Annotated in this window: 18 protein-coding genes and 1 tRNA gene; 9 read left to right on the top strand and 10 right to left on the bottom strand. The window is 69.4% G+C overall.

Going from position 1 to position 22066, the window contains the following annotated elements; genetic code table 11:
• Nucleotides 1-87 precede the first annotated feature (87 nt).
• Nucleotides 88-1287, bottom strand: a complete 1200-nt coding sequence (kynU, locus tag ACZ63D_RS12000) for a kynureninase (protein WP_465354288.1) — start codon at nt 1285-1287, stop codon at nt 88-90.
• 144 nt (nt 1288-1431) lie between these two features.
• Between kynU and ACZ63D_RS11995 the strand changes: the two genes are divergently transcribed.
• Nucleotides 1432-3258, top strand: a complete 1827-nt coding sequence (locus ACZ63D_RS11995; RefSeq protein WP_465354287.1) for an AMP-dependent synthetase/ligase — start codon at nt 1432-1434, stop codon at nt 3256-3258.
• Between the two features lie 41 nt (nt 3259-3299).
• Here ACZ63D_RS11995 and ACZ63D_RS11990 read toward each other — a convergent pair whose 3' ends face one another.
• Nucleotides 3300-4187: an SDR family NAD(P)-dependent oxidoreductase gene (locus tag ACZ63D_RS11990; RefSeq protein WP_465354286.1), complete on the bottom strand. Its 888-nt coding sequence runs from the start codon at nt 4185-4187 to the stop codon at nt 3300-3302.
• Nucleotides 4188-4538: 351 nt separating this feature from the next.
• Between ACZ63D_RS11990 and ACZ63D_RS11985 the strand changes: the two genes are divergently transcribed.
• The 5 genes from ACZ63D_RS11985 to ACZ63D_RS11965 all read left to right on the top strand — a co-directional run bounded on the left by ACZ63D_RS11985 (nt 4539) and on the right by ACZ63D_RS11965 (nt 13004).
• On the top strand, nt 4539-5747 hold the full coding sequence (locus ACZ63D_RS11985) for an MFS transporter (RefSeq protein WP_465354285.1): 1209 nt from the start codon (nt 4539-4541) through the stop codon (nt 5745-5747).
• A 463-nt stretch (nt 5748-6210) separates the two neighbouring features.
• Entirely contained in the window at nt 6211-7575 is a 1365-nt protein-coding gene (locus ACZ63D_RS11980) for a GGDEF domain-containing protein (protein WP_465354284.1), read from the top strand.
• A 721-nt stretch (nt 7576-8296) separates the two neighbouring features.
• Nucleotides 8297-10468, top strand: coding sequence for a phospholipase A2 (locus ACZ63D_RS11975; protein ID WP_465354283.1), 2172 nt, complete (start codon nt 8297-8299; stop codon nt 10466-10468).
• Nucleotides 10469-10633: 165 nt separating this feature from the next.
• A complete protein-coding gene (locus ACZ63D_RS11970) occupies nt 10634-12313 on the top strand; it encodes an LCP family protein (protein WP_465354282.1) in 1680 nt (559 codons plus the stop codon).
• Between the two features lie 124 nt (nt 12314-12437).
• Entirely contained in the window at nt 12438-13004 is a 567-nt protein-coding gene (locus ACZ63D_RS11965) for a helix-turn-helix transcriptional regulator (protein ID WP_465354281.1), read from the top strand.
• A gap of 304 nt (nt 13005-13308) precedes the next feature.
• On the opposite strand, the gene ACZ63D_RS11960 is transcribed toward ACZ63D_RS11965, so the two are convergent.
• Complete coding sequence (locus ACZ63D_RS11960) at nt 13309-14769, bottom strand: flavin-containing monooxygenase (RefSeq protein ID WP_465354280.1); 1461 nt, start codon at nt 14767-14769, stop codon at nt 13309-13311.
• A 71-nt stretch (nt 14770-14840) separates the two neighbouring features.
• Between ACZ63D_RS11960 and ACZ63D_RS11955 the strand changes: the two genes are divergently transcribed.
• Nucleotides 14841-15440 carry a TetR/AcrR family transcriptional regulator gene (locus tag ACZ63D_RS11955; RefSeq protein WP_406637333.1) on the top strand — a complete coding sequence of 200 codons (600 nt, stop codon included), beginning with the start codon at nt 14841-14843 and terminating at the stop codon, nt 15438-15440.
• A gap of 220 nt (nt 15441-15660) precedes the next feature.
• Nucleotides 15661-16176, top strand: a complete 516-nt coding sequence (locus ACZ63D_RS11950; RefSeq protein WP_465354279.1) for a hypothetical protein — start codon at nt 15661-15663, stop codon at nt 16174-16176.
• Nucleotides 16177-16678: 502 nt separating this feature from the next.
• On the opposite strand, the gene ACZ63D_RS11945 is transcribed toward ACZ63D_RS11950, so the two are convergent.
• Complete coding sequence (locus tag ACZ63D_RS11945; RefSeq protein WP_465354278.1) at nt 16679-16900, bottom strand: DUF3618 domain-containing protein; 222 nt, start codon at nt 16898-16900, stop codon at nt 16679-16681.
• Between the two features lie 124 nt (nt 16901-17024).
• Between ACZ63D_RS11945 and ACZ63D_RS11940 the strand changes: the two genes are divergently transcribed.
• Nucleotides 17025-17098 (top strand) — tRNA-Leu (locus tag ACZ63D_RS11940).
• A 101-nt stretch (nt 17099-17199) separates the two neighbouring features.
• Here the strand turns inward: ACZ63D_RS11940 and ACZ63D_RS11935 are convergent.
• The 6 genes from ACZ63D_RS11935 to ACZ63D_RS11910 form a co-directional block, all read right to left on the bottom strand.
• Nucleotides 17200-17643: a hypothetical protein gene (locus ACZ63D_RS11935; RefSeq protein ID WP_465354277.1), complete on the bottom strand. Its 444-nt coding sequence runs from the start codon at nt 17641-17643 to the stop codon at nt 17200-17202.
• Nucleotides 17644-17868: 225 nt separating this feature from the next.
• Nucleotides 17869-19311, bottom strand: coding sequence for an ATP-binding protein (locus tag ACZ63D_RS11930; RefSeq protein WP_465354276.1), 1443 nt, complete (start codon nt 19309-19311; stop codon nt 17869-17871).
• Nucleotides 19312-19441: 130 nt separating this feature from the next.
• Nucleotides 19442-19804 carry a MerR family transcriptional regulator gene (locus tag ACZ63D_RS11925; RefSeq protein WP_465354275.1) on the bottom strand — a complete coding sequence of 121 codons (363 nt, stop codon included), beginning with the start codon at nt 19802-19804 and terminating at the stop codon, nt 19442-19444.
• A gap of 17 nt (nt 19805-19821) precedes the next feature.
• Complete coding sequence (locus tag ACZ63D_RS11920) at nt 19822-20583, bottom strand: SDR family NAD(P)-dependent oxidoreductase (RefSeq protein WP_465354274.1); 762 nt, start codon at nt 20581-20583, stop codon at nt 19822-19824.
• A gap of 44 nt (nt 20584-20627) precedes the next feature.
• A complete protein-coding gene (locus tag ACZ63D_RS11915; RefSeq protein ID WP_465354273.1) occupies nt 20628-21218 on the bottom strand; it encodes a dihydrofolate reductase family protein in 591 nt (196 codons plus the stop codon).
• Complete coding sequence (locus ACZ63D_RS11910) at nt 21215-22021, bottom strand: metalloregulator ArsR/SmtB family transcription factor (protein ID WP_465354272.1); 807 nt, start codon at nt 22019-22021, stop codon at nt 21215-21217. Before ACZ63D_RS11910 ends, ACZ63D_RS11915 begins: the two co-directional genes overlap by 4 nt.
• Nucleotides 22022-22066 lie beyond the last annotated feature (45 nt).

The following is a 22066-nucleotide window of genomic DNA, read 5'->3' as shown; positions in this document are numbered from 1 at the left end:
CCCCCGTCGATCACCCGAAGGGGCGAGCCGGACACCGATTGTTCACCCACCACCCACGATTCCGCGCGGATATCATGCGAATTCTTTTCAGGGAGCCTGGCGCACCTCGCGCAGCACGGTCACCGCCCGCAGCACCTCGGCGTAAGTCGTGTACAGCGGGGCCAGCCCGAAGCGCAGCACGTCCGGCGGCCGGAAATCGCCGAGCACCCCGCGTTCGTGCAGCGCGTTCATCGTCTGCTGCCCACCCGCGTCGCGCACCGAAACCTGGTGTCCGCGCGTGTGCTCGCGCGGCGTCGGAATGTCGGCTCCCGGCAGCAGTTCGTCCGCACACCGGAAAAAGAAATCGCCCAGCGCCAATCCTTTCGCGCGCAGCACGGAAAGGTCCACGCCGTCCCACACATCCAGCGCGGCGTCGAGCGCCAGCATCGACAGGATGTCCGGCGTGCCCGCGCGGGCGCGCGCGATCCCCGCGCTGCCGCGGTATCCCGGCTCCATTCCGAACGGATCCGCGTGCCCGGCCCATCCGGCGAGCGGCTGATCGAAGTCAGCCTGATGCCGCTGTGCCACATAGATGAACGCGGGCGAACCCGGTCCGCCGTTGAGGAATTTGTATGTACAGCCCACCGCGAAGTCGACGTCGCACGCGTCCAGCTGAACCGGAATCGCGCCGACGCTGTGGCAGAGATCCCACACCGCGAGCGCGCCGGCCGCGTGGACGGCCTCGGTGACCGACGGCATGTCGTGCAGCCGCCCGCTGACGTAATCGACGTGGTTCACCAGCACCGCCGCGGTCCGCTCGCTCACCGCGCCGGGCAGCTCCGCCACCGGGACGCGCCGCACGGTGTGCCCGGTGAGCCGGGCCGCCTGGTCGGCCACGTAGCCGTCGGTCGGGAAAGTCGCCGCGTCGACCAGCACCTCGTCGCGGCCGGGGTTCGCCCGCACCGCCGCGACGAGCGTCTTGAAGAGGTCCACGCTCGTCGAGTCCGCGACCACGACCTGTCCCGGCGCGGCCCCGACCAGCGGCGCGATCCGGTCCCCGACCCGTCGCGGGGCCTCCCACCAGCCCTCGGTCCACGACCGGATCAGCCGCCGCCCCCACTGCTGCCGGATCACCTGGCTCACCCGCTCCGCGACGTGTTTCGGCGGTGCGCCAAGGGAATTCCCGTCGAAGTAGGCGACTTCCGGGTCAAGGTCGAACTCCGCGCGTTTCGCGGCGAGCGGGTCGGCGGCATCGAGCGCGGCCGCCTCATCGGCAAGGCTCTTGCCGCGCACGGCGGATTCGGTCATCGGCGCTCCTCGGGTCCTGGTTCGCCCATTCATAACAGGACCGGGGCCGTCTTATCGAGCACAAAGGCTGGCCGGGATTCTCTATCGGCCGCCGCGCCGACGACTTACAGTGACCTGACCAGGCACCACCGGAGGAGGTCAGTGTTGACCCAGTCGATCGCCGAACTAGCCGAGGGCCACACCATCCCGCTGCTGCTGCGGCGCAACGCCGTCGAATACGGCGACCGGCCCGCGCTCACCTCGCTCGATCTCGAGGGCCGTCCGACGCTCACCTGGAGCGAGTTCCGGACCGCGGTCGCCGAAGTGTCGCGGGGGCTCGCCGGGCTCGGCCTCGCCGCGGGCGACCGGATGCTGATCATGGCCCCGAGTTCGCCGGACCACCTGGTCGCAGACCTCGCCGCGGTGCACCTGGCAGCCATCCCGTGCACGGCGTACGCGACGCTCAGCCCGGAACAGATCCGCTACGTCGCCCGGCACAGCGCCGCGCCGGTCGTCGTCCTCGCCGGCGCCGACGAGCTGTCCCGCTGGCTGCCGGTGCTCGACGACCTGCCCGCGCTGCGCCGCGTGGTGGTCCTCGACGAATCCGCGATCCCGGACGGCGACGACCGGTTCGTCGCCTACTCCGCGGTGCGCGAAGCGGGCCGCGCCGCGCTCGCCGCCGATCCCGAGGCGTTCGACCAGGCCTGGCAGGCGATCCGTCCGGACGACCCGCTCGCGATGATCTACACCTCCGGCACCACTGGCGACCCCAAGGGCGTCGTGCTGTCGCATCGCAACGCGATCCACGAGGGCTTCGCCGTGCACACGCTGCACAAGGCCCCGATGCACCCCACGAACATCGCGTACCTGCCGCTGGCGCACATCGCCGAACGCGAGCTGTCGATCTACCTGCCGATCGTCGCCGCGGGCCACGTGCACACCGTCGGCGATCCGTCCGGCGTGGTCGCGGCGCTCGGCCAGGTGCACCCGCAGAGCTTCTTCGGCGTGCCGCGGGTGTGGGAAAAGATGGTGGCCGGTCTCAAGAACATGCTCGCCGGTGTGCCCGAAGACCGGCGAGAGGCGCTCATCTCGGCCAACGAACTCCTGCAAGAGGGCTACAAACTCCGCAGCGCGGGCGAGGAGGTGCCGCCGGATCTCGCCGAGCGCATCGCGAAGACCGACGAGACCGTGCTCGCCCCGGTGCGCGGGCTGCTCGGGCTCGACCAGCTGCACGTCGCGTCCAGCGGCGCGGCCGCGTTGCCGGTGGAGGTGCTGTACTTCCTCGCCGGGCTGGGCGTCGAGATCCGCGAGGTCTGGGGCCTGTCGGAGACCACCGGCGCGGCGACCTCGAACAGCGCCGAGGCGTTCCGCGCGGGCACCGTCGGCCGTCCGATCGACGGGGTCGAGGTGAAAGTCGGCGAGGACGGCGAACTGCTCGTCCGCGGCCCGATCGTGTTCCTCGGCTACCTGCAGCCGGACGGCTCGATCGAACCGGCCACCGACGCCGACGGCTGGTTCGCCACCGGCGACATCGGCACGATCGACGACGACGGATACGTCACGATCACCGACCGCAAGAAGGAACTGATCATCACCTCGAGCGGCAAGAACATCGCGCCGACCCGGATCGAGGGCTTGCTGAAGGAGCATCCGCTGATCGGCCAGGCGGTCGCGATCGGCGACGCGCGGCCGTACGTGACCGCGCTGATCGTGCTCGACGACGAGATCGCGCCCGGCTGGGCGGCGGCGAACGGCGTCGAGGCGGCCGGGATCGACGCGCTCGCCGCGCACGAGGCGGTCCAAGCCGAGATCGCCCGGGCCGTCGAAGCGGCCAACAGCAGGCTCGCGCGGGCCGAGCAGATCAAGAAGTACCGCGTGATCACGACCGCCTGGACGCCCGAGACCGGCGAGCTGACCCCGACGCTCAAGCTCAAGCGCCGGGTGATCAACGACCGCTACGGCCCCGACATCGCCGCGCTTTACTCCGCGTAAATGTCGTGAGTGGCGTTACCGGTTCTCACCGGCAGCGCCGCTCACGAGGCCTGCCGGGACCACTTGCGCAGCCGAGGCGGCACGCGCTTCTCCAGTCCGTAGTTCTCCAGGTGGGCGGAGAACACCTCGTCGAACGCCTGCTGCACGGTCTCGGTGTCCCAGTCCGGGCGCTCCAGGATCGGCTGTTTCAAATACGGCTGCCCCATGATGTGCAGCTGCGGGCCGTTGCACCGGATCATCTGCCCGGTGATGCCGTGCGACCCCTCGCCGAGCAGGAACAGCACGAGCGGCGCGATCTTCGCCGGAGTGCGCTCCGGCGGGCAGGCCCGCAGCGCGCGCTCGGATTTCCAGACCATCCGGGTGTGGGCCACCGGGCACACGGCGTTCACCCGGATCCCGGAGTCTTCGAGGTCGAGCGCCCACGAATAGGTCAGCGACGCGACCGCGCCCTTGCTCGCCGAGTAGACACCGAGCTTGCGCTGCCCGAGCGAGGCTCCGGAAGAGATGTTCACGATCGACCCGCCGCCGCCCGCGCCGACCATCGCCCGGATCGCGGCCAGCCCGGTGTACATCACGCCGAGCACGTTCACCTCGACCAGCTGACGGGCCTGCTCCGCGTCGTCTTCCCAGGGCAGCGCCTCGTAGTTGAGCCCCGCGTTGTTGACCAGGCCGTCGATCCGGCCGAACTCGGCGACGCACTGGTCGACGATCGCCTGCGCCTGCGCCGGATCGGCCACGCTGTGCCCGTTCGCCACCGCGCGCCCGCCGTGGCCGCGGATCGTCTCCGCGGTGCGCTCGGCCAGCTCGGCGTCCACGTCGTTGACCACCACGGCCCCGCCCGCACGCGCGACGTGCACGGCGAACGCCTCCCCGAGTCCGCGCCCGGCCCCGGTCACGACCACGGCCTTGTCCTGCAACAGTCTGTCCACGCTCACTCCCCGCTGGTGCGCCCGGCGTGAGGACTGACGCTCCGCCGGGTCTCTCCCAGTGTTGGACCGTTCGGCGCAGTCGCACCGGTCGATGGCGACGAACGGTGCTCGCGCTGCGCCGAACGAGGAAAGCTGATCAGTGGCACGGGTACCCCGCGGCAGGTCAGTCCGAACGGCTCCACGTTCCGGCCACCGGATTCTTCCCGACTGTTCACCCTGGTGTGATCGGCGGCATACTGAGGGTGCACGCCCTGGCCGGAGCAGCGAGACTCCTGGCCAGGAGCGTTGTCGGCGAAGGCAGAATGCGGACTACTGGCATTCACTCGATCGGGGAGGGGCAGTGGTCATCTCGTGACGACCGAAGCGACCTCTCGGCTTACGGCGCCGCTGCGGAATGTCGAATACCGCGTCCTCTGGGCGGCGGAGGCCATCTCGAGCGCGGGCGACCAGCTGGCGAAGGTGGCGTTGTCCATCCTCGTCTACCACCGCACCGGTTCCGCGCTCTGGGCCGCGGTCGTGTACGCGCTGACCTTCCTGCCCGCGCTCGCCGGCGGGCTCGGGCTGTCCTTCCTCGCCGACCGCTACCCGCGCCGGGCCGTGCTGAGCGTGGCCGCCGCGGCGCAGGCGGTGCTGGTCGGGCTGATGAGCCTGCCCGGGATGCCGCTGCTCGTGCTGTGCTTGCTTCTCGTCGCGGTGCAATTGGCCGCGTCGCCCGCGAACGCGGCGCAGAACGCGATCACCCGCGAAGTGTTCACCGACGACCATCTGTATTTGCGGAGCCAGGATCTGCGCGGGATCACCACCAACACGGTGCAGCTGCTCGGCTTGGCCGGCGGCGGCGTGCTGGTGACGGCCGTGGGCACGTCGTGGGCGCTGGCGATCGACGCGGTGAGCTTCGCGGTGGCCTCGGTGATCGTGCGGGTGTGGGTGCGCGACCGGCCCGCCGCCGGGGGCGAGCACAGCACCTGGTTCTCCGCGACGCGCTGGGTGTTCGGTCAGCGCAAACTGCGCGTGCTGATCGCGTTGTCGTGGCTCGTGGGGCTGGCCGTGGTGCCCGAAGGACTGGCCGCGCCGCTGGCCCAGCAGCTGAACGCGCCGTCCGCGGCGGTCGGCTGGCTGCTCGCCGCCGATCCGCTCGGCTTCGTCGCCGGGGCCTATCTGCTGTCGAGGTTCGCGTCCGCCGAGGTCCGGCAGCGCCTGCTCGGAGTGCTCGCGATCACGGCGCTGGCCTTGCTCGCGCTCTTCTGGCTGCAGCCGAATCTGGTGGTCGCGCTGGTGCTGCTCGCGCTCGCCGGTGCGATGGGCGCCTACATCATCACCGTGACCGCGACGTTCTCCACCTGGGTGCCGAATGAACTGCGCGGCGGCGCCGGCGGGCTGTACCGCACCGGGCTGCGCGTGGCGCAGGGCATCGGGGTGGCTCTCGGCGGGGTGGTCGCGCAGGCGACCGGATCCGCGGTCACCGCCATCGCGCTGGCCGGGCTGGCCGGCGTGGCTCTGGCGATCCCCACCGCGTTCTCGTGGACCCGGGTGCGGCACGCGGTCGCGGCCGGGGCCTGAATCGTGGGTTGCCGAATGCTACTGAGGCCGGGGTCGAGGCACCGGCCGATTGAGTCCGGATACGCCGGACGGGATGTCGTTTCACGCTTCACGGTCACGCACGGGACACACCTCCGTTCGCATTGTCACGAATCCGCGGTGGATTGGTCACGGAACTCACGCTTCACGGTCACGCACAGCTGCTCACCTCCGCTCGCCGACAATTCATCGGAAAATGACAAAGGCGATTCACGCTTCGCGGTCACGCATGGGAAAACACCTCACTCGGGGGGACGGCGGGGACGCTCCTCCGCAATTTACTTCATGGACGCAGCAGTTGTCGCGGATGGCGTCTCCGGGTTCGGAGACTACGGCCGAATACAGCGTTCGGAGTCGGTGAGTGAGATGATACCGGCAACTGATAACGGCGCAGAACCGGGAACCGTCCGGGAACCGCATCCGACACCGGAGGAGGCACGGCCCGATGCCCGGAACCGAACCGGCGCGCGGTGAAAACCGCGGCCCCGGGGAGGAACCGCCCGCCGCGACGGGCTTCGGGGGACGGCTGCGCGCGCTGATCGCCGCGAACCCCGTTTCCTCGTGGGATCTCTGGACGAAACCGCGGCGGATGGTGGCGTTCCTGCTCGCCTGGGACGCGATCGCGGTGGCGCTGCTGACCTTCGGCGTCATCGCGTCGCCGAACCCGGATCTCGTGGACTGGGGCCGATTCGCGATCCTCGCCGGCTGCGCGACGGTGCACATCCAGCTCACCCGGAGGCAGGAGGAACGGCGGCGCAACCGCGTCACCGCCGTCCACATCGACCTGACCGGCATCTGGGTGTTCCCGGCCGCGCTGCTGCTGCCGATCCCGCTGACGCTGCTGCTGATCGCGCTCCTGCGCGTCCAGCGGTGGTTCAACTCCCGTCGACCGCCGCACAAGTTCGTGTTCACTTCGTTCACGCATGCGGTGTCGGCACTGCTGGCGCACTACCTTTACCAGACTTTCGCGTCCGCCGAACTGGCCCGGCTCTCGCCCGCGAACTCGTTGCAGGTCTTCGGGATCCTGATGCTCGTCGGCTTCAGCTACGCGGCGCTGCAGGCGATCGTGATCGGCGGATTGCTCGCCCTCGGCGGCACGTCCGCGCCCACGCTGCGCAACGTCTTGGGCACCAAGGACGACAACCTGCTGGAGCTGTCGACGATCAGTCTCGGCACCATCGCGACGATCCTGCTCCTGAACATCCCGCCGGCGATCGTGATCCTCGTGCTCATCACGGTGCTGGGCAACCGGCTGGCGGAAATCAACCAACTGCAGTCCGAAGCGCGCACCGATCCGAAAACCGGGATCTTCAACGTGCGCGGGTGGTCGGAGTCCGCGGAACGCGCGCTGGCGCGTGCCGCGCGCGGCGGGGAAACCCTGGCACTGCTGATGATCGACCTCGATCACTTCAAATGGATCAACGACACCTACGGCCACCCGGCGGGCGACGACGTACTCCGCACCGTGGCGCAAACCCTCGACGAGATAACGCGCCCGAAGGACATCATCGGCCGCTTCGGCGGCGAGGAGTTCCTGATCCTGCTCCCCGACGCGGACAGCACGGCGGCGAAGGTGACCGCGGAACGCATCCGTACCGCAATCGCCGATCAGCGCATCGTGACGACCGACAAACGCGGCGGTTCCGCATTGATCACCGGCCGCACCGGATCGATCGGCGTCGCATTGCTCGGGGTGAACGGAACGACACTGGAACAGTTGCTGCAAGCCGCTGACGCGGCCGTCTACACCGCGAAGGAAGGCGGCCGGAACCAGGTGCGGTTCTCGGACGCGAATCCGTCGCCGGAGTGATCCACAATTCCGATCATCGGCACGGTTTCGCGATTAATCGCGAAACCGATTCAGAAACCGTGCGCGACGGGTGGCGCCCCGTTCCGCTCCGGGATTGAGCCGCCGGGTTAATTGTCGGCAGGGACGCTAACCGCCCCGGCCGGTTTTCGGAGCGGATCGGAACCGGCCGGATCGCCGGACCCGGATGGCGGAAGGGCGGGAAATCCGCGCGGCTGGTCCGGATTCGACCGCATCGCCGCCCCGCCGGACTCAACCGCACCACAAGACCCAACCGCGGCGCGCCCAGTTCGCCGCACCGCCCGCTCCGACCCGACCGCCACACCACCAAACCCCGCCCGCCACGCCCGACCGCGGAACCTGACTCGACCGCGGCACGCCCGGTTCACCGCACCACCGAACTCCGCCTGTCGCGCCCCTCGCCCTCTGCTCCGAAGGCAGGACCGCAGCACCTCCAGCCCTGGCTGCGGCACCGTCCAAACCGGACCACCCTTCCGAGCCGCACCGGCCGCACTCCGCTGCCTCCACGCCCGCACTGCCTCCCTTCCCCGGCCGCAACCGCCGCGGCTGGGGTTCTCTCAGTCGCCGGTGCGGTCCGCACCCCGGCCACGACCGCCGAGAAACCCCCACACGGCATCCCGCACCCGCCCCGGGGGTTCCCCCCACCCGGGTGAGGGGGACAGCCGCCTCCCGGATCGCGCGCCGGGCTGGCACCCTGGTGCGCATGCCAGCCACCGACGACCGTGCCCCGGCCGCCGTTCGTGTTCGCCGACCCTGGTCGACGTCCGGGTGGCTGCTGCTCGTCCTGCTCGTGGTGTTCGGGTTCGGCCTGATCGCCTCCCGCCCCGCTTCCCCGCCCGACCAGGGACCGCCGACCGGCGGGGTGCTCGCGGCGCAGAACGCGGTCGACGCGCTCGCCCATCCCAGCGGGGAAGCCACCGCGCTGGCACTGCTGCCCAAGGACTTCACCGCGGTCACCGGCGTGAAGCCCGGCGCGCTGCCCGCCCGCGACGGCACCGTCCGCGCGGCGCACCTCGACGGCGGCTGCTCGGCCCCGTGGGGCGACGACAACACGAAATGGGACTTCTCCGTCCCGTGCAAGGCGCACGACCTCGGCTACGACCTGCTCCGCTACGCCAACGACAAGGGCCACCCGCTGGCCCAGTCCGCCCGGGCGGCGCTCGACGACCGGCTCGAGCAGGACATGCATCGCACCTGCGAGCTGAACCCGATGGACTCCGAGCGCACCTGCCAGCTGGTCGCGTCGGTGTTCACCGGCGGGCTGGTGGTCAACTCGTGGCATCAGCGCTGGGGCCCGCCGGTCGGCGACCCGATCGGCCCGATGGTCGCCGGCGTGCTGGTGATCGGCTGCCTGCTCGTGATGCGCCTGCGCGGCTGGCACACCGCCCGCCGCACGACCCCGCGTCCGCGCCTGCCGCGCGGCGTCCCCCGGCCGCGGGCGGTGCTCGGCGTCGCCGGGGCGGTGGCGCTGATGGTCGGCGAATCGGCGACCGCGCTGGCCGATTGGGCGGACGCGCCGGAAGCGAGCTGGTGGCCGCTGACCTGGCTCGCGCAGCTCACCCCGTTGCTCTTCTTCGCGGGCGGGCTCGCCAACGCGGCGGGCTGGCGCGCCGAACGCGACCGCGGCTACCGACATTACCTCGCCGAACGGTCCAGCCCGCTGCTGCGCCCGGCGTTGATCTTCGCCGTGGTCGCCCTGATCGTGCCGCTGGCGCTGGAGCTGCTCGGCATCCCGGCTGGGACCAACGCCACCGTCATGCGGATCGCACTGCACCCGCTGTGGCTGCTGGGCGTCTACCTGCTGACTGTCGTCGGCGCACCGCTGCTGCTCGCGCTCTACCGCCGTACGCGGTTGTGGTCGGTCGCAGCGCTGACTGCCATCGTCGTAGCGGGAGAACTCGCCGCGAGCTGGACTGACGTGGCCTGGCCGCGCTACGCCGCCACGCTCGCCCTCGCGCTCCTCGCGCAACAGGTGGCGTTCGCGTACGCGGATGGCGTCCGGCTACGCCGCCCCGCGCTCGCTGTCGCTGCCGTAAGCGGTGTCGCGGCTCTCGCGGTCGCGGTGTTCGCCTTCGACGCTTCGCCGGTACTGCTCGGCAACCCGGGCGCGCCCGCCGCGTTGTCGGCGAGGCCGTGGACCGTGCTGCTGCTGGGCATATCGCAACTCGGCGTCGTCGGGCTCTTCGCGGCACCACTGCGCCGCTGGGCCGCGCGCGACCGCGTCACCCGTACTGCCGCGCTCATACTGCGCGCGCCGATGAGCCTGTACCTGGCGTTCCTCGCCGCGATGCTGCTGCTCGTCGCTGTGGTCTACCTGCCCGGGCCGATCGCGGACGGCCTGACCTGGCTGCTGCGGCCGCGCATGCTCGCCGCGGTGGCGCTGCTGCTCGTGCCCGCGGCGCTGGTCTTCTGGTGGTTCGAGCGACACCCCGGCAAGCTCAGCGCCGAGGCCCCGCTCCCGCCGCGTCCGCGCACGCCGACCGGCCGCCGTTCGGTGCTGCTCGCTCGCGCGGCCGCCACCCTGGGCATCGGCTACGCGACGCTTGGCGTGTTCGGCCTCGCGCTGGCCCGGTTCGGCGCCGAGGCCGCGGACGCCGACGTGCTCGGCTTGCGGCTGGATCCCGTCCAGAGCCTCGTCCATCTGCTGCTCGGCGTCCTGCTGCTGCACGCGGTCCGCACCGGCGCGGCGGCGACCTCGGCCGCGACGTGGCTCGCCGCCGCGCTGACCTGCGTGCCTTCCCTCGTGGCCGCCGCGGGCGGCGAAACGCACGGTTCGGCGATCGTCGTCCTGCACCTAGTCACCGCGATATTCGCCCTGGTCGGAGCGGGTTCCTGCCTGGTCCCGGCGCGGCGGACGGCTCCGGCGGCGCCCTGACCCGCGACACGCCTACCGCCGACCGGGCGAAAATGCTTCGGATAACGGACCATGGGTGGTGCACACCACACCGCCTGGGGGAGGTGCGAATCCGTCGCAACCCCCGCCCGGCACCATGCGTCTCCAGAAGCGGACGACCAGAACTGACGAGAAGGAGCCGGCCCCGTGGACTACCCGCCTCGGAACGGGCAAGGCGATCGCCGCCCTGCCCGCTCGTGGCAGGACCAGCCCGGCCGGGGACCGGCGCGGCGGCCCGGGCCACCGCCCCGCTCGCGACGCGAACCGCGGGCGTCGGGTCCGCCTCGTCGTCCCGGACCGCCCCCGCACCGTCCGTACCAGCGCTCCCGCCGCGGCGGGCTGCGCGGCGCGAAAATCGCTCTCGCGGTGGTGTCGCTGCTGGTCATGGGGCTCACCGGGTACGCGTGGGCGTCGCTGCAGGGGCTGGTCAACGGGCTGAACTACTCCGACGTGATCGGCGACGGCGGAGGCGGCGACAAACCGGCCGACGGCGCCCGCGACATCCTCCTGGTCGGCCTCGACAGCCGCACCGACATGCAGGGCAACCCGCTGTCGCCGGACCTGCTCGCCCAGCTGCGCGCGGGCGAATCCGACGGCGAGCTGAACACCGACACGCTGATCCTGGTGCACATCCCGAACGACGGCAGCAAGGCCGTCGCGATGTCGCTGCCGCGCGACTCCTACGTGAACATCCCCGGCTACGGCAAGCACAAGATCAACTCCGCGTACGCGCGAGCGATGCTGCAGGCGCGCAAGGACCTGCAGGCCCAGGGCGTCACCGATCCGAAGGAAATCGACGTCAAGGCCAACCAGGCCGGGGCGAAGCTGCTGATCGCGACCATCCAGGACCTGACCGGGTCCACGATCGACAACTACGCGGCGATCAACCTGCTCGGCTTCAGCGACATCACGAAGGCCATCGGCGGCGTGGACGTCTGCCTGAAGGACAACGTCGACGACGAGTACTCCGGCGCGAACTTCACCAAGGGCCAGCACACTATTTCCGGGGTCGAGGCGCTGGAGTTCGTCCGGCAGCGGCACGGCCTGCCGCGCGGCGACCTCGACCGGGTGGTGCGCCAGCAGGTGTTCATGGCGGGCATGGCGCGCAAGGTGCTGTCGGCGGGAACGCTGACCGACCCGTCCAAGCTCAACGCGCTGGTCGACGCGATCAAGAAGTCCGTGGTGCTGAACCAGAACTGGGACATCTTCAACTTCGCCCAGCAGATGAAGGGCCTCACCGGCGGGCAGCTGGAGTTCCGCACAATCCCGGTCGACAACGTCGAGTACCGCACGCCGAGCGACGGTGTCGCGGTGAAGGTGGACCCGGCGAAGGTACAGGCGTTCGTGAAGGGCCTCACCGGTCCGCAGGACGGGGCCGACGGTGCTCCGGCGCAACAACAGCAGAAGCCGGACGAGTCGCATAAGGACACGACGGTCGACGTGCGCAACGCCTCGGACCGCACCGGCCTCGCGGCGACCGTGTCGAAGCAACTGGTGGACAAGGGCTTCACCGCGGGCGACACGGACAACGCGTCCTCGCGCAAGACGACTGTGATCTGGGTCCCAGCCGGCGGCGAAGCGGCCGGGCAGGCGGTCGCCGACGCGCTCGGCACGAAAGCGACGGTGCAGGAAGACAAGAGCGTGCCCAAGGGCCACGTGAAGGTGTTCCTCGGTTCGGACTACCAGCCTTCCTCCGGTGCTTCGAGCGGAACCGGTGCCGCGCAAGCTCCTCCGGCGCAGCAGCAGGCCGCGCCCCCGTCGACGCCCACCGGTCCGGGCAGCGACGACCAGCCGATCACCGCGGACGGCGTGCCCTGCGTCAACTGACGCGTTGCTCCATTCGGGGCAAGTAGAAATTTCTCGCGAAACCCGCGTAATGAGCGCCCGCTTCGGCACTTTCACCATCGGGACGCAAGCCCGCGTCCGCGAAGTTGGTTGAGGGGCAGGGGCCGTGATCGACGCTGAGCACTACCAGCGAGTGCTGGGAGACGAGCTGCGCAAGCTCAGGCGTGGCCGGGGATGGACGCGCAAGGAGCTGAACGCGCATCTGCAGAGCGAAATCTCGCTGCAGACACTGGCGACGTATGAACTGGGCACGCGGCAATGTTCCGTGGTGCGGCTGGTCGAACTGTGCGTGGCGATGGACGAGCTTCCGCAGGATTTGCTGGCGAAGGTGCACAGCCGGGTCTTCACCGACGAACCGGGACGGGTCCGGGTGGACCTGCGCCGGGTCGTCGAGGAGGCCGGTCCGGAGCTGGCTCCGCTGCGGCGCTGGGCAGAAGGACGGTTGCGGCAGAACGGAGTCATCCCGTCCGCCGTCTCCCGGCCGTCCGCTCCCGTACCCGGATCTTCAAGCACGCCAAGCCAAATCGCTTCCGCCCCGGCGGCTTCGGGCCAGCCCGCCGCGTCGTCGGACGAGGTGTCGTTCGACTTCGCCGCGCTCGAGCGGATGGCCGAACTGTGCGGCCTTCCGACGGCCGAGCTGGTTTCGCACCTGCGCAAGCTCGCTCCCGCCTGACCAAAGACCACGAGGGGGACCTTCGCGACTCCTCCCCTGCCGCGAACGTCCCCCTCGTTCTCCTCGCGCCTTCGTCCGCGCAGGTTTCTTCCCGCCCAACGACAACGCCGCCGATGCCCGGCTGGCGTCCACTGTGGAGCGTCCGCTTCCGCGGCCCACATGAACTACGAGGGAAGCTTTCGCGACTCCTCCCCCGCCGCGAAAGCTCCCCTCGTACCGCTTAGTCCACAGTGGACCACCCCAGAAGCCACGAGGGGGACCGTCGCGACGTCATCCCCCGCCGCGAAGGCCCCCTCGTGCCAGTTCACCCGAGCAGTTCGTAGTCCTCCCGCCGCACCGTCCGGGTGTCCAGCCAGTACCGCCAGGTGAAGCCCGGCCACAGCGTGCGGTTCACGCCCTTCGCGTCGAGATACCAGCTCTTGCAGCCGCCCTGGGTCCAGATGCCCTTCTCGAGCTTGCGCTGCACCTGTGCGTTGAACCGCTCCTGCACGTCCTCGCGCGGGTCCAGCGCTCGGTCGCCGGCGAGCCGCAACGCCTGCGCGATATAGGAAATCTGCGCCTCGATCATGAAGACCACCGAGTTGTGCCCCAGCCCGGTGTTCGGGCCGAGGAGGAAGAAGAGGTTCGGGAAGCCGTTCACGGTGATCCCGAGATGCGTCCGCATCCCCTCGCTCGCCCATTCCTTCGCGAGGTTGCGTCCGTCGCGGCCGACGATCTCCAGGCTGTCGAACGCGTCGGTCACGTGGAACCCGGTGCCGTAGACGATCGCGTCCACCTCGTGCTCGACGCCTGCCTGGTCGACGATGCTGTGCTCGCGCACCTCGGCGACGCCGTCGATGACCACGTCGACGTTGTCGCGGGCCAGCGCCGGGTAGTAGTCGTTCGAGATGAGCACGCGTTTGCAGCCCATGGTGTAGTCCGGGGTCAGCTTGGCGCGCAGCTGCGGATCCTTCACCGCGCGGTCGATGTTGCTCTTCGCGAGCCGCTGCCCGATCTTCATGATCCACGGCTGGCCGTTGAAGCCGATCGCGCGCGCTTCCAGCGTCCAGTAAAGGAAATTCCGGTACAGCCGCTGCACCGGAGGCACCGCGCGGAACAGCCCGCGCAGCCAGCCCGGCATGTCGCGGTCGGCCTTCGGCATCACCCACGGCGGCGTGCGCTGGAACAGGGTCAGCTCGGCCACCTCCGGCGCGATCTTCGGCACGAACTGGACCGCGCTGGCCCCGGTGCCGACCACCGCGACGCGTTTGCCGGAGAAGTCGAATTCGTGGTCCCACTCGGCGGAGTGGAACGCGCGACCCTGGAACCGCTCGATGCCGGGCAGGTCCGGAATCATCGGCCGGTGCAGCGCGCCGACGCCCGCGACCAGCGCCGGAGCCACGAACTCGTCGCCGCCGCGGGTGCTGACGTGCCAGCGGTTCTCCTCGGCGTCCCAGCGTGCGCCGGTCATCTCCTGGCCGAACCGGATGAAGCGGCGCAGGTCGTACTTGTCGGCGACCCCGCGCATGTACTCGTAGATCTCCGGCTGCGGCGAATACGCGCGCGACCAGCCGGGGTTCTGCTCGAAGGAGAAGGAGTACATGTGCGACGGGATGTCGCACGCGCAACCGGGGTAGCTGTTGTCCCGCCAGGTCCCGCCGACGTCCTGGGCCTTCTCCAGGACCACGAAATCGTCGCGGCCGTCCTTGCGCAGCTGAATCGCCATGCCGAGCCCGGAGAACCCGGTGCCGACCACGATCACGCCGGTCTCGGTGCGGTTGCCCATGCGTCCTCCCGTTAACTGTTACCCGAAGTCCAGCTTACTCGGAGTAGGTTACTGGCGGTAGAGTGTGCGGCATGACCACCGCCAAGCGCAAGCGCATGCCCCGAGCCGAGCGGGAGCGGCAGATGATCGAGGTCGCCGAGCAGGTCTTCGGCGAGCGCGGCTACGCGATGGCGTCGATGGACGAGATCGCCGAGCTGGTCGGTGTGTCCAAGCCGATGCTGTACGAGTACTTCAACTCGAAAGAGGGCCTGCTGCTGGCGTGCATCCGGCAGTCGCGCTCGGCGTTGCAAGAGGCCACCGAACAGTCGATCGTCGGCGCGGAGTCCGCCCAGGACGCACTGCGGCGCGGGCTGCTGGCGTTCTTCGTCTTCATCCGCGAGCGCCGCCAGGCCTGGTCGCTGCTGCGGCACGAGATGGCCCTGATCGGCACCCCCGCCGCGGACGAGATCGAGGAAACCCGCCGCCAGCAGACCGACCTGATCACCGCGTTGATGAGCGGCTACTTCGACAGCGAGGACACCCTGCGCGCCGAGGCGTCGGCCGAGTTCGTCGTCGGAGCCTGCGAGCGGCTGGCGATCTGGTGCGAGCGCTTCCCGGAGGTGACCCCGGAGAAGGCCACCGAATACGCGATGGATCTGCTGTGGGCCGGGTTGTCACAGCGAGCGATTTGATGTGCACGTGAAGATGACCGTGCATTAGGCCATTCGGTCGTCACTCAGCGCACATCTCGTCCCGTTACTTGTGACACAGAGTTTTCATGCGGTATCGATGACACGGTAGAAAGACACACTGAGTGTCGCGCCAGCGGCCGGCGAGCAGGAATCGCGTCATGAGTTTGCGGTGGCCGGGTCTCGACCTGTGACGCATGCTGATGACGAGAGGGGTGAGGCAGTGGTGGAAACGATCACGGCGACGTACAAGCACGACAACGACGACTGGACGATCACCGTCAGCGGCCGCGGCAAGGAGCTGACCGGCAAAGCGCCGGGCATCATCGCCGCCCGCGACCGCGCCGACCAGCTCGTGGAGAAGCTCGCCCCGAACGAGCGTCCCACGGTCGTGCACCTGCTGAACGGCAACGCACTGGAGTTCACCAGCGCGTACATGGCCGCCCGGCTGACGCTGCCGGAGATCGAGCCGCTGGAAATCCCGCCGTCGGGCGGAGCCAAGGCGGCCAAGGACGCTGCGGCTGCTGCTTCCGACTCGTCTGGCTCTTCGGGTTCGGGCAAGGGCGAGGCTCCCGCCGGGGCCGCTACGGCCGGTACGGCTGCCGACAAGGCCGCGAAGCCCGCGCTGCCGCCGAGCAAGCAGCTCCCGAAAGAGGTCGAAGACCGCAAGCCTGAGGAGACGAGCCGCCCGGGTGTGACGGCGGGCGCGTCGGCCACGCCTCCGGTCGCACGCGCCTGAGCGGTACTGTTTCTTCCCGCGTTTTCGCGGGCTGGCCTGCCTGCACGCACTTCTGCGTCTCCGGGCTCTAACGCGCCGGTCGCCCCGCCTGCGCCTTACACTGCTCGCGTTCTCGCATGGAGCGGTGGCCGCGCCCCTTTGGGTCGATCTGGCGAGCTTGACCGATGCCGCCCCTGATTCGGCCGTCTCGACGCCCCGATCGGGTCCGGCCGTTCCCACCTGGCCACGCCCGCAAACAGCTGGCTATGCCCAGCACAGCGGGATAAACGCATCGCGTCACCCACGAGGGGTAGCCCGATTCGGCGAAGATGCCACCGCCGACAGACCCAGGTGAGCGACCGCCAAACAGGTGACCCCTGGTTCAGTGGCGTTGCTCACGAAGGTCACCAAGCGTGACGATCATGGCTGTCCATCCGCCGTCCAGGCAGGAATCAGCCACGCACCCGCACTCGCGCCGGGGAAGCACCCGGCGTAACCGAGGCGTCCCCGTCAGCGCGGATGGTCAGCGGAACAGCTTCCGCACCAGCAGCACGGCCACCAGCACGCCAGCCCCGATCAGCGGGTACTTGACCTTCGGGTTGTCGAGCTTCGCGCGCACGCCGTCCTTCGCCTGCTCGGCGAGTTTCTGCGGGTTGGCCTTCGTGCCCAGCTGGTCGAGGGTCGCCACCAGAGCGGTCCTCGCCTGCTCGATCTCACGCTCGATGGTCTCGGGGTCGCGAGCCACGTGCCCTCCTCGCCGCAGTCGGACTGTAGGCGCTCCACGGTAGAGGACAACCCCCACGCGACGGCGACTGGCCACGCCGAGCAGACCCGAACGTGGCGCGCGCTACGATCACACCTGATTCCTGGGGGCCGTAGCCCAATTGGCAGAGGCACACGGTTTAGGTCCGTGCCAGTGAGAGTTCGAGTCTCTCCGGCCCCACTCTCCTGCGATGACCAGCAGCACGGCAGCTCGGGTCGACGATCCGGATCGACCGCGTGCCACCGGAAATGCCGCAAGAAGGATGGGCTGAGGCTGCCGACTCACCCGCCCCCGATGGTGAGAGTGATCGGCGCGTGCGCCTGATCGGCCGTCAGGAACTGGTCTCCGCGATGGGAGACTGTCAGCACATAGGACGGCAGGCCGTCGGGCACATCGTTCACGGTGAATCCCAGCTGGCAGCCGGTTACGACGTTCTGTCCTTCGAAATAGGTAGTTTGCACCTGTCCGCCGTTGATCGAGCCGGTTGCGACCACCTGGCCGGATCTATCGGACACCTTGACGGCGGTTCCGGGGGTGAGATCCGAGTATCCGCCTGTCCCCTGGCAGTCGGCGTCAGTCCCTCCGGTGCCGGAAGATCGCACTCCTGACGGGCCGCTTTCGATCGTGAGGACACCGGTCATCATGAAGGTGTTCTCAGGCAGCGGGACCGACGCAGGGGAAATCAGCACCGCCGTATCCGGCTCCATGACGACGTAGGTGACCATGGCCGCGATAGCGAGGACCAAGGCACCTACTCCGGCGATAAGGCGGGTATTCGTCATCGCGCCCTCCAGTTCGAGCGGGCTGTTCTGGCAAGTCGCGGGCGGCAGGTGGCGCGTTACGCTGCACCGCCGAACCGGACGAGAGGTCATCGACAGCCGCTGTTCGCCCAACGGGCAGGAGAAACGCTCCTCAGAGGCGACAGACTTTCGCCGCTCGGACCCGCGCGCTCAACGCCGCCACGCCTCGACGATCTCTGCCGGGCCGAAGGACGCAGCCAGGGGCAATCCATCCTCGACGCCGCTACGGGACACCGCGATCAAGGGCGTCGTGTAGTCGCGTCCGGGGACTGACATGGATCCGGCGAGCAAGCTTTCCCACTCCCGCTTGCCGAAGAGTTCGTTCTCCAGCCATTTAATGGAGCCGGTGAACGCGATTCGGGTCGCGGCGGGCCGGTCGCGGTCGGAGCCGACCAGGTCGATCTCCGGATTGTTCTGCCGGTTCCACCAGCCGCCTACGACGTCCGCGCCGGGCAGCCGGTCGTCGGGAAGGAGCCGTTCAAGGCCTTCCCGGACGACGGGCTCGACGGCACGGCCGCGCCAGGACGGCCATGACCTTTCGATGCGCGCTGCGACCAGGTCGCCGCGGCCGCGTTCGACCTCGGCGATGCCGCGCTGCAGAAATGCCAGCCAGAATCGCAAATACGGGTCTTCAATCCGGTAGCGCTTGTTCTTGGTGTCCGGGCGGGTCGCCAGCGGAGTGTCGACGGCGACGATGCGCTTGGCGGTCAGGGTGTTCAGGATGGGGGCGAGCGTGCCAGACGGGATCGGGGCGCCGACGCCGATGCGCTGGGCGATCGTCCCGAAGGTGCGTTCGCCCGTGCCGATCGCTTCCAGGGCCGAGCGGCTGTGCGACGGTTCGGGAACCTCGCCCAGCAGGGACAGTTCGCCCGCCATCAGCAACGGAGACAACGGGTCGGCAAGCTGATCACGCAAAAACTCGGTACGGCTGGTGCCCGGCTTCCATCGTTGGACGATCTCCGGAAAACCGCCGGTGATCAGAAACGCGTCGATGGCCTCGGCAGGCTCGAGCGCGGTCATTCGCTGAACGTCGGCCGGGTCGAGGGGGCGCACGAGCATGCGCGCAGCGCGGCCGTGGAAGGGACGGCCGTACTCCTGGAGCGACTCCATCGTCGACAGGTCGCTTCCTACCAGCAACAGCAGCACAGGCTTGGTCGAAAGGTACCGATCCCAGACAGTTTGGAGAGCGCCTTCGAACTCTGGGTCCTGCTCGACCAGCCACGGCACCTCGTCCAAGACGACGATGCTGGGGGTTTGCTCGGGCACCGCGACTGCCAGTGCACGCAGGGCCTGGTTCCAGTCGGAGCCGACCGCCCCAGCGACCAGATCCGCGCCGGGCAGGGCGGTCTCCGCGAGCGTCGCGGCGAAGTCGGCGCGCTCCGCGGCCGGATTGCGGCCACGGGACGCCTGGAAGATCAGGTACGGCACCCCGGAGCGATCGCAGAACTCCTGGACGAGCCGGGATTTGCCCACCCGTCGGCGACCGGTGACGATCACCGCCTGGCCGGGAGTGGTGGCGACCGCTTCCCGGACCAGGCGCAACTGCCGCTCGAGCAGCGCGAGATCGTTCGCTCGTCCTTGGAAGCTCACCATGAGCCTGACCTCATCTAAGTAATATCGAATCTTACTTAGATTGAATCATACTTAGTTGGTGGATGCCGTGATTGAGCGGTTCCGTTCCGCTACAGCGTCGGCCCGCGAAACTGCCTCCCGGAGGCAGCACTCAAGTCGCGACGGTGCCACGGGCCGCAGCCGCCCGGGACGACAGCTGTTCCCGAGCCCGCGTCAGCGCCGCGATCCGCTCGTCCAGCACAGCCAACCGCCGGTCCACCAGTGCCACCGCGCTCGAAGACAGCCGCCGGGAAGGCAGATCTCCTTGCAGGCACGAGCCCAGCGGCCGGATGTCTTCCATCGTCAGTCCCGAATCGAGCAGGTAGCGGATGTTCGCTACCCGCTCGATCGCGGACTCGTCGTAGTGCCGGTATCCGTTGTGGGAGCGGGCGGCGGTCAGCAAGCCCTGCTCCTCGTAGAACCTCAGCGCCCTGGTCGTGACGCCGGTAGCCTTTGCCAGCTCTCCGATCCGCACGACCCGAGCGTACGCCGCTAAGCGATCACTGCGCCGCCGTCGACGGGGAGCACTACGCCGGTCAGGTAGGCCGCGCCGGGGCTGGCGAGTTGGATGATCCAGCGGGCGACTTCTTCCGGCTCGGCCAGCCGTCGCAGGGGGACCATTTCCTGCAGGGCGGCGTGCTGTGCCTGGGCTTGTTCGGCGGACAGGCCCTCGCGCGCGTAGATCTCGGTGGCGACCGGGCCGGGTGCGACGGCGGTGACGCGGATGCCGCGCGGAGCCAGCTGCACTGCCCAGCTTCGGGTCAGCGAGTCCAGTGCGGCTTTCGTCGCGGCGTAGAACTCCCGGCCGGGCATTGGCCATCCGCGTTGGCCGATCGCGGTCGTCACGTTGACCACCGCGCCCTCGGTTTCGCTCAGGTGCGGCACCGCCGCCTGCACGAGATACACCGGGGCGAGCAGGTTTGTCGCGACCACTCCGTCGTACGCGCCCGGCTTGATTTCTCCGAGCGGGGCCGGGCCGACGATGCCGGCGTTGTTCACCAGCACGTCGATCCGGCCGAATTCGGCAAGCGCCGCGGCGACAATCGACTCCGCGGCGCCTGCTTCGGTGATGTCGGCAGCGAACGGGCGGATGCCCGGGAAGCCCTCCGCGGTTTCGGCGAGCCGCTCGGCGGTGCGGCCGACCACGAGGACGTTCGCGCCCTGGCGGCCGAACTCGCGTGCGGTGACCTGTCCGATGCCCGTTCCGCCGCCGGTGACGATCACGGCCTTGCCTTGAAACTGTCCTTCACTCATGAAATCGACGCTAAACATTGCCGTATGCGTGAAGGTCAAGCCGCTCAGCGCACGCGGTCGTAAACCAGGGCCACTTCGCCGAGATCGCCGGTCTCCTGGTGCGCGACTGTCCACTTGGTACCCGGCAGGCCGTCCTCGAACAGGCGCGGGCCGCCGCCGGCGATTTGCGGGCAGATGGTCAGGTACAGCCGGTCCACGAGGTCCTCGGCCAGCAGCGCCTTGATCACGCTGACGCTGCTGTTGACCAGGATGTCGCCCTCGCCCTCGGCCTTGAGCGAAGCCACCACCTCGGCGGCGGGCGCGTTCACGATGCGTGTGCGCTCCCACGGCGATTCGGTGAGGGTGCTCGACAGGACCACTTTTTCCGTGTCCACCAACCATTTCGCGTAGCCGCGGTCGCGCGGGTCCGCGTTCTCGTCGGCGGCGACGGTCGGCCAGAAGCCGAGGAATCCTTCCGCGTTGCGGCGGCCGAGCAGGGCGGTCGTCGCGTTTTCCCAGATGCGGGTCAGCTGGTTGCGGGCGGTTTCGGTGGTGACGTACGGGATGATCGCGCTCATGTCGCCGGGGCCTTCCGGGCCGTGGTAGCGGCCGTCGAGGGTCAGGGCGAGGTTGGCGGTGACGCGACGCTCGGTCATGACTGGGTTTCCTTCCGGGTGAGGACTTCGGTGAGGTGGTCGAGGACCTGCCCCCAGCCGGTTTCGATTCCGGCGATGGCGGACACGGCCTCGACCGTGGTGGCGCTGATTTTTAAGCCCAGCCGCAGCCGGGTGCCGCCGTTCGCCGCGGCGAGGGCGAGGTCGTAGTGGCCGCTGAACGCGACGGCTCCGGCCGCGTCCAGCACCGACAGGTCGAACTCGAGCCGCTCGGTTTCGCGAGCGGTCCGGACCTGCCCTTCCGAGCGGTAAGTGCCTTCGGCGTCACGGTAGGCAAGAACGACGCGCCCGCCCGGCTCCGGTTCGAGGACACACTCGGTGACAGTCAGGGACGGCGGGACCCACCACGACGCCAGCAGCCCGGGGTCGGTCCAGTAGCGCCAGACCGTTTCCGGCGGCACCGGCAGCTCGCGTTCGAAGGAGAACGCGCGGCCGTCGGCCCAGCGATCCCGGTCCGCGGCGGCGGTGTCGGCTTCGATCGCCGCGCGGTAGCGGTCGAGCACATCCCGCTCCCCCGCGTGCGCCTCGATTGTCGACGCCAGCTTCTGGAGCTGGTCGGCGAACTCTCGCAGCGGAGCCGCTTCGGCCGCGTAGACCCGCCGCTGCCCGAGCGGGGCCATGGTGACCAGGCCGGCGCGAGCGAGGGTCTGCAGGTGCTTGGTGGTCTGCGGCTGCCGCAGCCCGGTCAGCTCAGCCAGCTCGCCGACCGACCGCGGCCGCTGCGCGAGCAGTTCGACCAGCTGCCACCGGGTGGTGTCTGCGAGTGCTGAGGCGATCCCGTCCATACACAGAAGTATTCACTACGTCGAATATTCGTGTCAAGGAATTCT

The sequence above is a fragment of the Amycolatopsis sp. NPDC104775 genome (assembly GCF_055583325.1).
Note: the sequence above shows the minus strand (reverse complement) of the source record. Positions and strands in the feature narration are given on the sequence as shown.